This window comes from Deinococcus sp. YIM 77859 (genome assembly GCF_000745175.1).
Lineage (GTDB): Bacteria > Deinococcota > Deinococci > Deinococcales > Deinococcaceae > Deinococcus.
Window position 1 is genome coordinate 277,501 of record NZ_JQNI01000002.1, and the last position, 13,429, is coordinate 290,929.

11 protein-coding genes (1 of these 11 cut by a window edge) are annotated in these 13,429 nt (G+C 68.4%); 6 read left to right on the forward strand and 5 right to left on the reverse strand.

The window, feature by feature from the left end; translation table 11 throughout:
- The 5 genes in view from EI73_RS01575 to EI73_RS01595 are tightly spaced (at most 7 nt apart) and all read left to right on the forward strand, a layout consistent with a single transcriptional unit that may run on beyond the window.
- On the forward strand, nt 1–555 hold the 3' portion of the coding sequence (locus tag EI73_RS01575) for an NADH-quinone oxidoreductase subunit J (RefSeq protein WP_034383474.1). Its footprint begins 30 nt before the window's first position; the window shows 555 of its 585 coding nt (coding positions 31–585); the start codon falls outside the window, past its left edge; the stop codon is at nt 553–555.
- The gene (gene nuoK / locus EI73_RS01580; protein WP_034383476.1) at nt 555–857 is read left to right on the forward strand and encodes an NADH-quinone oxidoreductase subunit NuoK; all 303 of its coding nucleotides are present in this window, start codon (nt 555–557) and stop codon (nt 855–857) included. Before EI73_RS01575 ends, nuoK begins: the two co-directional genes overlap by 1 nt.
- Before the next feature lie 7 nt (nt 858–864).
- Nucleotides 865–2,781 carry an NADH-quinone oxidoreductase subunit L gene (gene nuoL / locus EI73_RS01585; protein ID WP_034383479.1) on the forward strand — a complete coding sequence of 639 codons (1,917 nt, stop codon included), beginning with the start codon at nt 865–867 and terminating at the stop codon, nt 2,779–2,781.
- The gene (locus EI73_RS01590; protein ID WP_034383481.1) at nt 2,778–4,202 is read left to right on the forward strand and encodes an NADH-quinone oxidoreductase subunit M; all 1,425 of its coding nucleotides are present in this window, start codon (nt 2,778–2,780) and stop codon (nt 4,200–4,202) included. Before nuoL ends, EI73_RS01590 begins: the two co-directional genes overlap by 4 nt.
- Entirely contained in the window at nt 4,203–5,651 is a 1,449-nt protein-coding gene (locus EI73_RS01595) for an NADH-quinone oxidoreductase subunit N (protein ID WP_034383484.1), read from the forward strand.
- Between the two features lie 31 nt (nt 5,652–5,682).
- On the opposite strand, the gene EI73_RS01600 is transcribed toward EI73_RS01595, so the two are convergent.
- Both EI73_RS01600 and EI73_RS01605 read right to left on the reverse strand, forming a co-directional pair.
- Nucleotides 5,683–7,143 carry a diguanylate cyclase gene (locus EI73_RS01600; RefSeq protein ID WP_034383487.1) on the reverse strand — a complete coding sequence of 487 codons (1,461 nt, stop codon included), beginning with the start codon at nt 7,141–7,143 and terminating at the stop codon, nt 5,683–5,685.
- Entirely contained in the window at nt 7,127–8,674 is a 1,548-nt protein-coding gene (locus tag EI73_RS01605) for a hypothetical protein (RefSeq protein ID WP_051935372.1), read from the reverse strand. The genes EI73_RS01600 and EI73_RS01605 overlap by 17 nt, the downstream gene beginning before the upstream one ends.
- 42 nt (nt 8,675–8,716) lie before the next feature.
- Here EI73_RS01605 and EI73_RS01610 point away from each other — a divergent pair, with 42 nt between their 5' ends.
- Nucleotides 8,717–10,597 (forward strand): ABC-F family ATP-binding cassette domain-containing protein, encoded by a 1,881-nt coding sequence (locus EI73_RS01610; protein ID WP_034383490.1) that lies wholly within the window; start codon nt 8,717–8,719, stop codon nt 10,595–10,597.
- A gap of 13 nt (nt 10,598–10,610) precedes the next feature.
- On the opposite strand, the gene EI73_RS01615 is transcribed toward EI73_RS01610, so the two are convergent.
- The 3 genes from EI73_RS01615 to EI73_RS01625 form a co-directional block, all read right to left on the reverse strand.
- A complete protein-coding gene (locus tag EI73_RS01615) occupies nt 10,611–11,249 on the reverse strand; it encodes a hypothetical protein (RefSeq protein WP_156103434.1) in 639 nt (212 codons plus the stop codon).
- Nucleotides 11,250–11,396: 147 nt separating this feature from the next.
- On the reverse strand, nt 11,397–12,728 hold the full coding sequence (locus tag EI73_RS01620; protein WP_034383494.1) for an erythromycin esterase family protein: 1,332 nt from the start codon (nt 12,726–12,728) through the stop codon (nt 11,397–11,399).
- A gap of 4 nt (nt 12,729–12,732) precedes the next feature.
- Nucleotides 12,733–13,395 (reverse strand): phosphoribosyltransferase, encoded by a 663-nt coding sequence (locus EI73_RS01625; RefSeq protein WP_051935373.1) that lies wholly within the window; start codon nt 13,393–13,395, stop codon nt 12,733–12,735.
- Between the last annotated feature and the right edge of the window lie 34 nt (nt 13,396–13,429).

A 13,429-nucleotide genomic window follows, 5' to 3' on the forward strand; every position in this document is an offset into this window, starting at 1 on the left:
GCCCTGGTGGGTGCGGTGATCACCGTGGCGGCGCGGAATGCGGTTCACGCCGCGCTGGGGCTGGTGGGCACGCTGCTGAGCGTGGCCGGGCTCTTCGCGAGCCTAAGCGCGTCCTTTTTGGCGGCGGCGCAGGTGATCGTGTACGCGGGGGCCGTGATGGTGCTGTTCCTGTTCGTGATCATGCTGCTGAACGCGAATGCGCCGGTCAGGGGACGCGACCCGGTGCCGTTTGTGCGCGAGCTCGCCGGGATCGGCGGAGTGGTGCTTGCCGGAGCCCTCGCGGTGCTGGCCTTGACGTACCGTGATCCCCGTCCGCTCAGCGAGGGGGCAGCGGCGCTGCGTGGCGGCGGAGCCGGACCGGTCGGCGAGGTGCTGCTGACACGCTTCCTGCTTCCCTTCGAAGCCGTGAGCATTCTGCTGCTTGTCGCCATTGTGGGCGCGGTGGCGCTGGTTAAACGGCCGGTGCCGCAGCCCGACGGGGTGACCGATGCGGAAGGTGTGGCGCTGCCGACTTCCCCCGACCTCCAGCCCGCAGCGGAGAGGAGGCGTGCCTGATGGCTCCCACCGCCTACTACGTCGCCCTGTCCGGGCTCCTTTTTGCCATCGGCATGATCGGCGTGCTCACGCGGCGCACCGCGATCATGGTCTTTCTCTCGGTGGAGCTGATGCTGAACGCGGCGAACCTCGCTCTGGTGGCCTTTGCCCGCTCCTGGGGCGACCTGACCGCGCAGACCGCCGTCTTTATCGTGATGACCCTGGCCGCCGCCGAGGTGGCGATCGGCCTGGCCATCATCGTGTCCATCTTCCGCAAGCGCGAGACGACCAACGTGGACGACCTCGCCACCCTGAAAGGCTGAGTGGCGCGTGCCCCTGTACCTGCTTCCTCTCTTTCCGCTGATCGGGTTCGCCCTGCTGATCCTGTTCCCACGCCTCTTTCCGGGGCGGTTGGCAGGCGGGCTGGGTTCCCTCACCGTGCTCGCGAGTTTCGTCGTCGCCGTCGCGCGTTTCCTCGGGCAGACCGACACCCCGGCCCACGAGGTGCTGTGGACCTGGCTCCCCAATATGGCGCTGAACGCCAACCTCGCGGTGGGCTTCTACCTCGACCAGCTCAGCGCCCTGATGGCCCTGATCATCACCGGCGTCGGCTTCCTCATTCATGTCTATTCGGTCAGCTATATGGGCCACGACCCGAAGTTCACGCGCTTTTTTGCGTTCCTGAACTTCTTCGTGGGCATGATGCTGATCCTGGTGCTCGCCGACTCCTATCCCCTCATGTTTGTGGGCTGGGAGGGGGTGGGCATGGCCTCCTACCTCCTGATCGGCTTCTGGTTCGGCGGGCGCCATTCGGAGGCGTCGGACCGTGACCTGCGCGCGGCCAGCGACCGCGAGGGGCTGGCCAACTCCAACGCGGCCCGCAAGGCGTTCATCATGAACCGCATCGGGGACCTGGGGTTCATGCTGGGCATGTTCCTGATCTACCGGCTCTACGGTACCCTCTCGATTCCCGAACTCTTGGAGCGGGTGGAGGGTGCGCAGGTCGCCGTTGCCGGGATCGAACTCGCCTGCCTGTTCCTGCTTGTGGGCGCGGTGGGCAAGAGCGGTCAATTGCCCCTCACCACCTGGCTGCCCGACGCGATGGCTGGCCCTACGCCCGTCTCGGCGCTCATTCACGCGGCCACGATGGTCACGGCGGGCGTGTACCTGATCGCCCGCAGCCATTTCCTGTACGACCTCGCGCCGACCGCCTCCACCTGGGTGGCCTGGGTTGGCGGCCTGACCGCGCTGTACGGGGCGCTGTCGGCCCTCAACCAGCACGACATCAAGAAGATCCTGGCGTACTCCACCGTCTCGCAGCTCGGCTACATGTTCCTGGCGGTGGGTCTGCACGCCTACTCGGCAGGGGTGTTTCACCTGCTCACCCACGCCTTTTTCAAGGCGCTGCTGTTCCTTGCGGCGGGCGCGGTGATTCACGCCCTGCACGAGGAACAGGACGTGCGCGCGATGGGCGGCATGCGGAAATTCATGCCCTTGACGCACGTCACCGCGTTGCTGGGCGTCCTTGCCATCGCCGGGATTCCAATCTGGAGCGGCTTTTTCTCCAAGGACGCGATTCTGGCCGCCGCCTTCACCGCCAGCCCGCCCCTCTACGTGATCGGGCTGGGCGTGGCGCTGCTGACCGCGTACTACATGGGCCGCTGGTACTTCCTGGTTTGGCGCGGTGAGTACCGGGGTCACGTCGCCCACCCGCACGAGGCCGACGGGCTGATGCGGGTACCGCTGGGCATCCTCGCGGCGCTCGCCACGTTGGGCGGGTTTCTGAACGTCCCCTCCTTCCTGGGCGGCGGGCACGCCTTTGACACCTACCTGGGCCGCGCGCTGCCCGTGCACGCGCACGAGATTCCGGTGGCGACCGAATGGCTGCTGACCCTGCTGGCCGTCGCTGCCGGGGTGGGCGGGCTGCTGTGGGCTTATGCCGAACACCGCCGCCGCGTTCTGGCACAGGGGCCGCTGGGCCGCGTCAGCACGCAGGCACTGTACCTCGATCGCCTCTACGACAGCCTCTTGAGCCTGCCGAGCCGGGCCATCGCCGATGGTCTCGACGCGGTGGACCGGGGCGTAGACGGCGCGTTGGGGGGGCTGGCACGCAACAGCGTCGCGCCCGGTGGCCTCTTTGCCGCCTGGCAAAACGGGTTCGTGCGGGCCTACGCCGTCTCGATGTTGCTTGGAACAGCGCTGATCCTGGGCTACTGGGCCCTGAGGACGATTGGAGGCGGCGCGTGATTCACCTGATGATTTTCCTGCCCCTGCTGGGGAGCCTGCTGCTGCTCGCCACGCCCCGACGCTGGCGGGAGGAGGTGGCTGGATTTTTCGCGGCCCTCACGCTGGGGCTGGGCCTGCTGATCTGGCGCGGCGGGGGCGCAGACCTCTTCAGCGTGAACTGGATTCCAGCGCTGGGCGTCACCTATTCGGTGGCCCTCACCGGCGTGAGCCTCGCGCTGGCGCTGATCACCGCCTTGATGTCGTTGATCGCCGTGCTGTACGCCGCGCGGCGGATAGAGAATCCCGGCACGATGCTTTCGCTTGTGCTGGCGATGGAGACGGGGCTGATCGGTATCTTTGCGGCCCGCGACCTGGTGCTGTTCTACGTGTTTTTCGAGGACGCGCTGCTGCCCGCGCTCTTGATGCTGGCGATCTACGGCAAGACGAACCGCATGCGCGCTCTGGTGAAGTTTGCGGCGTATACGCTGTTTGGCAGCCTCCTCATGCTGCTCTCCATCATCGGCGTGAAGTTCTACGGGGGCAGCCCGACCTTTGCGCTGGCGGACCTGGTGCGGTACCCGGTGGAGGGCGCCACTCAGACCTGGCTGTACCTGGGCTTCCTGGCAGCGATGGCCGTCAAGCTGCCGCTGTGGCCGCTGCATGCTTGGCTTCCGGACTTTCACGAGCAGAACCACGACAGCGGCGTGCCGGACGTGATGGGCACGCTCTACAAGGTGGGCGGCTACGGCATCTTTACGTTTGGCCTGCCGCTTTTCCCCGACGCTTCCGAACAACTTCGCCCCCTCCTGATGGGTCTGGCCGCCTTGACCGCCCTGTATGCGGCCTGGATCGCCTTCCGGCAGACGGACTGGAAGCGGCTTCTGGCCTACGCGGGCCTCTCCCACATGGGCCTGGTGGGGCTAGGCGTCTTTTCGCTGAACGAGACGGCCCTCATCGGCGCGATGTACCTGCTCGCCTTCCAGAACGTGTATACGGGCGCGCTGTTCCTGGCGGTTGGGATGCTTCAGGAGCGCGTGGGGAGCGTTCATACCCAAGTCGGCGGCGTGATGACGCAGGCGGGCGCGCTGGGCGGTATGACGCTGGTGCTCTGGTTTGCCTCCATCGCGGTGCCCGGCCTGGCCGGGTTTATCGGAGAGTTCAGCGTACTGTTGGGCGCATACCAGGTGCAGCCCTGGCTGACCTTGATCGCGGCCCTCTCCAGCATCGCGGCTGCCGCCTATGCCCTGACCGCCTTCCAGCACACCTTTTGGGGGGGGCGCCCATTGGGAGCGGTGCGGGTCTGGGACCTGCGGCACACCGAGTGGCTGGTGCTGGGGTTGCCGCTGGCGGTCGCCCTGCTGTTCGGCGTGTACTCTGCGCCCGCCTTAAACCTCATTCAGCCCGCCGTTCGCGGCGTCCTCGCTACCCTGGGGGGCCAATAGATGCTGCAAGTCCCTGATGTCGCCCTTGCCCCCATGCTGCCCATCCTGATCGTGTTGGCGGGGGCCGTGGCCAGCACCGTGCTGGGCTTCTCTCTGCCCCGGCGCGCCCTGACGATCATCAACCTCGTGATGCTGACGCTGAGTGGAGTCAGCATGGGATACCTCTGGAACAGCGGGGCAACCGCGTTTGGCGGTTCCCTGCGGGCCGACAACGCGGCTCTTTTGCTGGGCCTCATCCTCCTGATCGGCAGCGCGATGACCCTGCTGGTGAGCCTCGACACCGCCTACCGCGCTCGCGTCAGCTTTCCGGAGTTCGACGCGATGCTGATGTACGCGGTCACCGGCACGCTCTTGATCGCCTTTTCCGGCGACCTGATCACCCTCCTGATCGGCCTGGAGATCATGAGCCTCAGCGGCTACGTCCTCGCCACCCTACAGGACTCGCGCCCCGCCGAGGAATCCGGCCTGAAGTACTTTCTGCTGGGCGCGGCAGGCAGCGCCATCCTGATCTACGGCATCGCTCTGGTGTACGGCGCGACCGGCAGCCTGAATTACGTCGGGATCGCGGAACGTGCAGCGGGGCTTACGCCGCAAAATCTGGCGATCCTGGTGGGTGGAGCGCTGATGCTGCTCGCGGGCTTTGGGTTCAAGGTGGCGCTGGCCCCCTTCCACCAGTGGACGCCGGACGTCTACAGCGGCGCGCCCACCAGCATCGGCCTCTTCCTCAGCACGGTGGTCAAGGTCGCCGCCTTTGCGGGCATGCTGCGCGTGTTCGGCGGAGCGCTTCAGAACGCGCCGGGCTGGGCCTCTGTCCTTCAGGTGCTGATCGCCTTTACCCTGATTGTGGGCAATGCCGCCGCGCTTTTCCAGACCAACTTCAAGCGGCTGCTGGCCTACTCGGCGGTGGCGCACACCGGCTTCCTGGCCCTGGGCCTGCTGGGCACCCCGGCTCAAGGAGGGGCAGCCCTCACGTACTACCTGCTGATCTACACCCTGATGACCGCTGCGGCCTTTGCGGTCGTCGCTGCGCTGCAACGCACCGAGGCGGGCATGGGGATAGGCGACCTGCGCGGGCTGTACTACCGTCACCCGGCGTATGCGGCGGCCCTCGCGGTGTGCCTCGCGTCCTTGGCAGGTCTGCCGCCCTTTGCAGGATTTTTCGGCAAGTACCTGGTGTTCCAGGCGGCCCTGCAAAACGGGTACGTGTGGCTCTCGGTGCTCGCGGCCCTCGCCAGTGTCGTCGCCCTGGTGTACTACCTGCGCCCCGGCATGCTGATGTTCATGCCCGACCGCACTCCGGCCCGCGAGTACCCGCACGGCGAGCGCAGAGCAACCACCCTCACCGTCGCTCTTGGCGTGGTGGGGGTCACCGTGCTGGGCATCCTCCCCAACCTCTGGTACGGCTGGGCGGCGAATCCCGCGTTCTGGGAGCTGCTGGCGGGAAGGTAGGAGAGGGGCGCTTTGTGATGTGCGGGGAGGATCAGTTCTCCCCCTGTTCCCGCTGGTACTTCATTCGGTAGCGGTTGCGGCTGGCGGCCTCGATCAGCTCGGTGGCGGTGCGGATCTCCGGGCCGGTGGTGGCGCCGCCGATGCTCGCGCGGAGGGGCAGGTCGCGGTACTGGAGGCCTTCGAGGATTTGCCGCGTCGCTTCGGTGATGCGGGCGAGTTCCTGCGGCCCGGTGTTGTCGAGCAGCACGGCGAACTCGTCGGAGCCCCAGCGAAACACCACGTCGCCGCGGCGCTTGTGCGCCTGCAGGCGGGCAGCCAGATCGCGCAGCACCTCGTCTCCGGCGGCGCGGCCATAGGTCTCATTCACCCTGCGGAAGCCGCTGAGGTCCACCAGCAGCAGACCGATGGGGCGGCCCGCACGGCCCGGCCAGCGGTGCTCGACCGCGCGGGTAAAGGCCAGGCGGTTGCCGAAGCCGGTGAGGGGATCGCGGGTGCCCAGGTTGCGCAGCGTCCACCAGCGTTCTAAGCCGACCAGAGCGGTGCCTAGGACCGCAGCGACCGAGACGGTCACGCCGGGAAACAGCACGTTCACCAGCCAAAGCGGCGCGGCCAAAGCGAGGGCCAGGAGCGCGATCACAAAGCCCCACAGGCCGCGTGTGAGCACCGCCAAGGCGGCGGCCAGCACGCACAGCAGTACCGTCAGCCACAGCGGCAAGCGCAGAAACGGCGCGCCCAGCAGGGTGGACACCGCCTGTGCCTGGAGGAGGATGGCGGGGGTGGGCTGGCCCGCCGCGTTCTGAGCGCTGGGGTGGTCCTGGGCGGTCAGGCCAATCAGCACCACCCGGCCCTGAAGGTCCCCGAAGCGAACGTTGCCGTTCACCACGTCGCGAAAGGGAATCACGCCCAGTCGGTTGGGGTCACTGCGGATGTGGCGCAGCAGCCGGGGGGTGGGATCAAGCGGCACGGGCTGCCCCGCACTCGTGGCAAGCTGCCGCACGAAGGAGGGGACCAAGCGGCCGTTGCCGTGCTCGTAAGCGGTTTGGAAGGTGCGGACACGCCCCCCCGGCCCAGCCGCAAGGCCGCTGACCCCGGTTTGTGCTCGCCAGCTTGGGGGCAGGTCCAGCGTCTCGCCCGGGGGAAGGGCAAGCACCACGTTGGGGCGGGAAAAGACCTCTGCCAGCCCCGGCTCGCGCCGCGCGAGTTCGGAGAGGGGGACGTCCAGGCCGATGGTCTGTACCCCCGCCTCGTCGAGGGTGCGCATCGCCTGGGCGTAGAGGCCTTGGGGCCAACCAGACAGCGGGCCGTAATCCCGCAGGGAAGCGTCATCGATCCCCACCACGACCACGCGCGGATCAGGCGGGCTGGGAAGCGCCTGGTTCAGAGCGTCCCACAGGCGGTCATTGTTGGGAAACAGCAGCCCTAGCGCGGCCCCGAGCAGGACCGCCAGCACCAGCATGGCCCGCGTCAGGGGGCGCTCAGGGGAGGACCGCATGCGCCTCATTTCCCGCCTCGTCCGACACCGTCAGGCGCACCGGAGTTCCGGGCGTAGGTGCGGGCAGCGTCAACTGAAAGTCCCCCGCCTCGCCGTTCGGTCTGACCGTGCGGCGAAAGCGCTCCGGTCCCAGCTCCACCGTGACGGTCAGGCGGCTTCCGGCGGCTGCTGTCCCCTCGTCGCGCGCCGTGCCGCCCACCAGCAGCACATTGCCGCTCCGTTCGGCGCGCAGGTTGCCCAGGGTGGGGGGCGTGCGGTCGATCACGACCCGCAGTGTCCGGGTGCGCACCTGCCCGCGCCACTCGGCCCGCACCACCACAGTATGGCGGCCTTCGGCCAGCGAGGTGGGCGACAATCGGAACTGACCTGCCGCGCCGGTAACCGGGCTGAGCGGGAAGGTGCGAGTGCCCACCTGGGCAGTCACGCGGGCGTTGGGCAGACTGGTCACGCTCAGCGTCAGGGTGCGTGTGAGGCGGGGGGGAGCCGCCAGCTGGAGGGTCAGGGGCTGTTCTAGCTCCGCATCGAGGGGCCGGTTGAGGCCGCCGGCCCCCGCGCTGCTGGGGGGGGCAGGGACCGTGCTCGGCCCAAAGGTTTTGGTGACTCCGTTCACGCCCAGCAGAAACGTGCTGCCGCGCAGGGCACTCCCCACCAGAGGCGTGCCGCTCCCGCTGCCGCGGACGACATTCCAGGCATTGCCGCGGGTGAGCTGCAAGGTGACCTCCTGTCCGCGAGGGGTGCGTGTGCTGCCCACAACGCTCAGTTCGCTGCCCGCCTGGAGGCGCAGGTAGCCGCCCCCCGCCAAGCCCACCTCCGCCCATGCCCCCTCTCCCGTCTGAAGGCGCTCGCCAAGCTGCAGAAGACTTCCGACTTTGGCGATCTGCCGGGTGCCCCCGCGAGCGAGGTAGACCGGGCCGCGCGTGGCCTCTACGGTCACGGAGCCCACGCCCGTAAACTGCGGCGCATACCACGGATCCCCCTCGCTGTAGGCCGAGACCGCCCCGCTCCCCAGGTTGACCTGTTGCCCGGCCCCCAGGCGCAGCACGCGCGTTCCCAGCGCCAGCCGCCCGCTTCCCGCCAGCACCGCCACCCGCCGTGGCGTTCCGCTGGCCATGAGGTCCACTCGGGCCTGGCTGTCCCGTTCGAGCACCAGGTGATGCCCCAGCACGTAGGCGGCGACCGGCCCCACAAGCAGGAACCGGCCGCCCTGGAGGTCCGCTTCGCCCCTGAAGACACGCAGGCGCGAGTCCGGCCCAGCCAGGATGCGGCCCGTCTGTCCTTCACGGGTGCTGGTCAGCCAGACCTGGCCCGCTCCGGTTCGCAACCCCTGCGCCACAGGCACGGCCCTGCTGACCGGCCGCCACGCGCCCCCCTGGAGCACCTCGGCGCGGCCCTGCACCTGCTGCGCCTTGAGGGGCGAACTCTGGGCACGGGCGAGCGTCCCGGCCAGGAGGAGCAGCGCGGTGAGGGCCAGGCAAGGGGACCACGAGCGGCTTCGGGCGGCGGGCAGCCACGGAGAGGCAGTGGCGCTCATTGCCTCAGTGTATAGGGAAAAGGGGAACGTATACTGCGGAGCGTGCTTGTTGCCGTTCAGGACGCCACCAAAGAGTACGGGCCGCTCACCGTCCTGTCCGGGGTGACCCTTCAGGTTCAGCCTGGTGACCGTGTGGGGCTCGTAGGCCGCAACGGGGCGGGCAAAAGCACCCTGCTGCGGCTGCTGACCGGCGAGGTGCTGCCGGACAGCGGGACGGTCCGCCGGGCACCCGGTGTGCGCGTGCGCGCCCTCACCCAAGACCCGGTCTTTCCTGAGGGGGCCACGGTCGACAGCGTGCTGGAGGCTGCCTTTCACGACCTCGACGCCCTAGAGGCCGAACTCGCCGCCGCTGCGGAGGCGATGGCGGACGGCACTCCCGAGAGCGTGCTGAGGCACGAGGAGGTGTTGGAGCACTACGCGCGTCGGGGCGGCTTCGAGCGCCGCAGCCGCAAGGAGGCGGTGACCCTCGCTTTCGGCTTTCGGGGCCGTGAGCATGACCCAGTCGCGGGCTTGTCCGGCGGCGAGCGCACCCGCCTCGCTCTGGCCGCGCTGCTCGTCGAGAACCCCGACGTGCTGCTGCTCGACGAGCCCACCAACCACCTCGACATCGTGATGGTGGAGTGGCTGGAGGGCTTCTTGAGCCGTTATCCCGGTGCCGTGCTCGTGATCAGCCACGACCGCGCCTTTCTCGACGCGGTGACGAACGAGACGGCCTACCTGCGGGGCGGCACGCTGAGGGTGTACCCCGGTGGATACACCACCTTCCGCGCGGCGCTGGACGCCGAACTCGAACAGCAGGCCGCCCGCTTCGAGCAGGACGCAAAGGCGATTGCTGCCCTGCAGGCGAGCGCCGACCGCATGAAACTCTGGGGCCTGGGCATGAGCAAGCTCGCCCGGCGCGCCCGGGCCATGCAGGCCCGAGTGGACCGCATGCAGGCCCGTGCCACCGCGGCCCCCCCGCCCGAGGAACGCACCACCCGGATCACCTTCCACGCGCCCGAAAGCGGCGAGGTGGTGCTCGACGCCCGCCACCTCACCAGGGCGCTCGGCGGGCGTTCCCTTTTCCGGGATGTGAACGTCCAATTGCGCCGAGGGGACCGGGTGGCGATCATCGGGCGCAACGGGGCTGGGAAGACCACCCTGCTGCGGACCCTGCTGGGCCTCACGCCGAGCGACGACCCACGTGGCCGCGTGCTGACCGGAGCTCGGGTGAGCGTGGGCTACTACGACCAGGCCCTGCGTGGCGTGGATCCCGAGCAGACCCTCTACGACGTGGCCCGCGAGTACGTCGAAAAGGACACCGAAGCCCATACCCTGCTGGGCACCTTTCTCTTTCCCTACGACCAGCACGATAAGCCTGCCCGGATTCTTTCGGGCGGCGAACGGGCCCGCCTTGCCCTGCTCAAGCTCGCGCAGGAGGACCACAACCTCCTCGTCCTCGACGAGCCGACCAACCACCTCGATATGGAGATGGTGGAGGCGCTAGAAGACGCGCTCACCGCCTATACCGGCACGCTGCTGATGGTGAGCCACGACCGAGCCTTGATCGAGGGCCTCGCCGACCGGGTTTGGCTCCTGGAGGACGGCCAGTTCTACGAGTACCCCGGTTGGGCGGACTACCGGGCCAAGCACCGCCCCATACCGGCCGAGGAGGTCCGTGCCGAGGCCAAACCCGTCTCCAGGCCCGCCGCGCCCAAGGGCAAGAGCCTGTGGCACCTCAAACGCGAGGTCGAGGCCCTGGAAGCCGAGATCGCCCGCCTGGAGGCTGAACTTCTGGAGGCGCAGGCCGCTCTCGCGGCGGCCCCGCCCAACGCCGATTTCGTGACCCTGGGACGGGCTGCCCACGCTTTGGAGACGCAGCTGACAGCGAGGCTGGAAGCCTGGGGCGAGAAACAGGCGGAGGTGGAGGCGCGCGGCGGCTGAACCGCGGGCCGGGCTACGGCACGCGGGTGATCTCAATGAAGTTGAGCTTCGTGTTTGTGCCGCCGATGGCGTCCACCGTCAGGAGGCCGTCCGAGACCGTCACCGTCCCCGTCGCCTGCCGAAAGGGGGTTTCGACCGTTGGCTCGAAACGGTCGATCAGGGGAACGCCTTCCACGTTGATCGTGTGGCGGGAGGGACCGCTGGTAAAGGCCATGCGGCTGGGGTCACCCACACCCACAGTGACGGTGTAGGTGCCGTTGGGGACCCTGCGCTGCCAGGCCACGTTCGTCGGGATGTGTGGCAGCGTGCAGATGTTGGCGCATTGCAGGTGAATCAGGGTCGCCCGGAGCTCTTCCAAGGAGGTGGAGACGTCGGGGCTGCCGCGCCGGTTGCGGGTGTTCGGGGTGGCATTGAAGGGGACCGGAGCGGCGCTGCGAGCACTTGTTTCCGTAATCCAGCCGTAGCCGCGGGCCTCGTCGTAGGGAAGCCCGTTGTCGGGGGTGTACCCCGGTGGCGTGACGCTGTTGAATGCCGCTGGGCGGAAGCTGAACCGTTCGGCGGGGAAGGGGCCTGTTTGGGCGGGGGCTACAGCGCTCAGGCCGAGCGCCAGGAGCAGGAAAGCGAAGCGACGACTGCACGGGCGTGGCGACATGTACAACCAACCTTTCGCAAATTTCGCAAAGAAAACCGGGGTGAGGGGAAAACTCACCGCCAGTCTTCCGGGTCAGAGCCTGCGGGGGATGAAAAGAAGACCACGCCTCCTTGAGAAGGGGGCGTGGAGATGGCCCAGAGGCAACCCTCACAGGCCAGCGGGGTAGGTATCCGGCACCTCTTCCTCCTCGTCCCCGGGAGTCGCGTCCAGCGCCACCAGGGCGCTTGTCTCGTCAAAATAGAGCAGGGCGTCGTACATATCGCTGAGCCGGGTGTGAACGTAGTGGCTCCAGCGCTCGGTGTCCGGCCGGTAGATCACCCCGATGAAGCGTTGCAGCCGCTCGTCGCGCAGGCCGTCTGTCGCCGCGTTCTGCTCACGCAGGTCCAGCCAGAAGTTGCCTCCGACCCGGTGCAGCAGGTCTTCTACACTGCCGGGCAGGCCGGGGCGCACGCGTTTGGTGCGGGCAGGCTCGTCCCAATTGTCGGCGGCGGTGACGGTGCCGTGGTCGGTGCTTTGACCCAGGAGAAAGGTTTCTTCCGGCCAGCGCTCGCGCGTGAGCTGCCCCAGGTTGAGTTCACCCTGTCGCCAGCTCATCTCGCTGGCACGGGCGTCACCGAGGTGCGAGTTGTGCGCCCACACCACCACCCGTTGCGGGCGGCCCCGCGCCTCGCCGTGCTGCACGAGCGCTTCGAGGGTCTCCACCATGTGGGTATCGCGGATATTCCAAGACTCGTCGCGGCCCCGGAACATCGCTCGGTAGTAGTTCTCGGCGTTCAGGGCCAGGCGCGCATTTTGTTCCGCGAAGAAATGCTCGTCTTCGGCAAGCGGGCCCTGGCTGAGCTCCGCTTCCCGCCGCTGGAGTTCCAGCAACTGCTGTACGGCGGCGTCCTCGCAGGGTTCGCGCTGCCCGTACTCGGTGGCGTAGCCGTACGCCTGCGGGTTTTCCCCGAACTGCTCGAAGCAGGCGTACCGTTGCCGTGCCCGCTGCGCCGCTGCCGGGTCCACGTCCTCGAGGTACTCGATCACCGCCCGCATAGAGCGGTGCAGGCTGTAGAGATCCAGGCCGTAAAACCCGACGGCTCGTTCTGGATGCCGCTCGTTATGAACACGCAGCCACTCCACGAAGTCCTGCACGTCCTCGTTGCGCCACATCCACTTCGGGAAGCGCTGGAAGTCGCCCAGAGCCTCCTGCGCGTTGTTGTCCCCACTCCCGCCGCGCACGTAGCGGTTGACGCGGTAGGCGTCGGGCCAGTCGGCCTCCACCGCGACCGCCGTGAAGCCCTTTTCCTCGATCAGGCGCCGGGTGAGCCGCGCCCGTTCCCGGTAGAACTCGTGGGTACCGTGGGAGGCTTCGCCGATCAACACGAAACGCGCAGTGCTGATGCGTTCCAAGAGGGCGTCGTAGTCCCGTGAGGCTCCGGTCAGGGGCCGGGCCACCTCGCGCAGGGCCCGGATCAGGTCCGCTTCAGGGTGTGCCATATGTTCACGCCTCGCTTTTGGGGGAGGCGGCGCGCGTCAGGAGGTCGCGCACCTCCTCGTCGGTCGTCTGGTGAAAGTCCACATAGAACTGCCCCACGGCCATAAAGTCCGGCGGGGTGAGCAGGCATACCACCTCGTCGGCCTCCCCTCGCAGGGCGCGGCAAACCTCGGGTGGGGCCACCGGCACGGCCACCGCCACCCGGGTGGGGGAGAGGGCGCGCAGGGCCTGGAGGCCCGCACGCAGCGTCGCTCCGGTCGCTACGCCGTCGTCGATCAGCAGGGCCGTCTGGCCGGCAACAGGCGTGGCGGCCCGTCCCTCGCGGTAGGTCCTCTCGCGCCGGGCAAGTTCTGCCTGTTCGCGCTCCTCGGCGGCGGCTAGGGCGCTTGGCGTCACTCCCGCTCGGCGCACCAGGTCCTCATTCAGCACCCGCACGCCGCCCGACGCGATGGCCCCCATCGCCACCTCCTCGTAGCCCGGCAGGCCCAGCTTGCGGACGAGAAACACGTCCAGTGGAGCTCGCAGCGCACGGGCGACCTCATAGGCCACCGGCACGCCGCCGCGTGGGAGCGCGAGCACGGTGGTCTCCGGCCAGTCGTGGAGCGAGCGGAGCCGGGCCGCGAGTTGTCGTCCCGCGTCCCGGCGGTCATAAAAGCGGTTCTGGGGCATGGCGAACCTCATGCCGATTGTCGGCGTTGCAGCT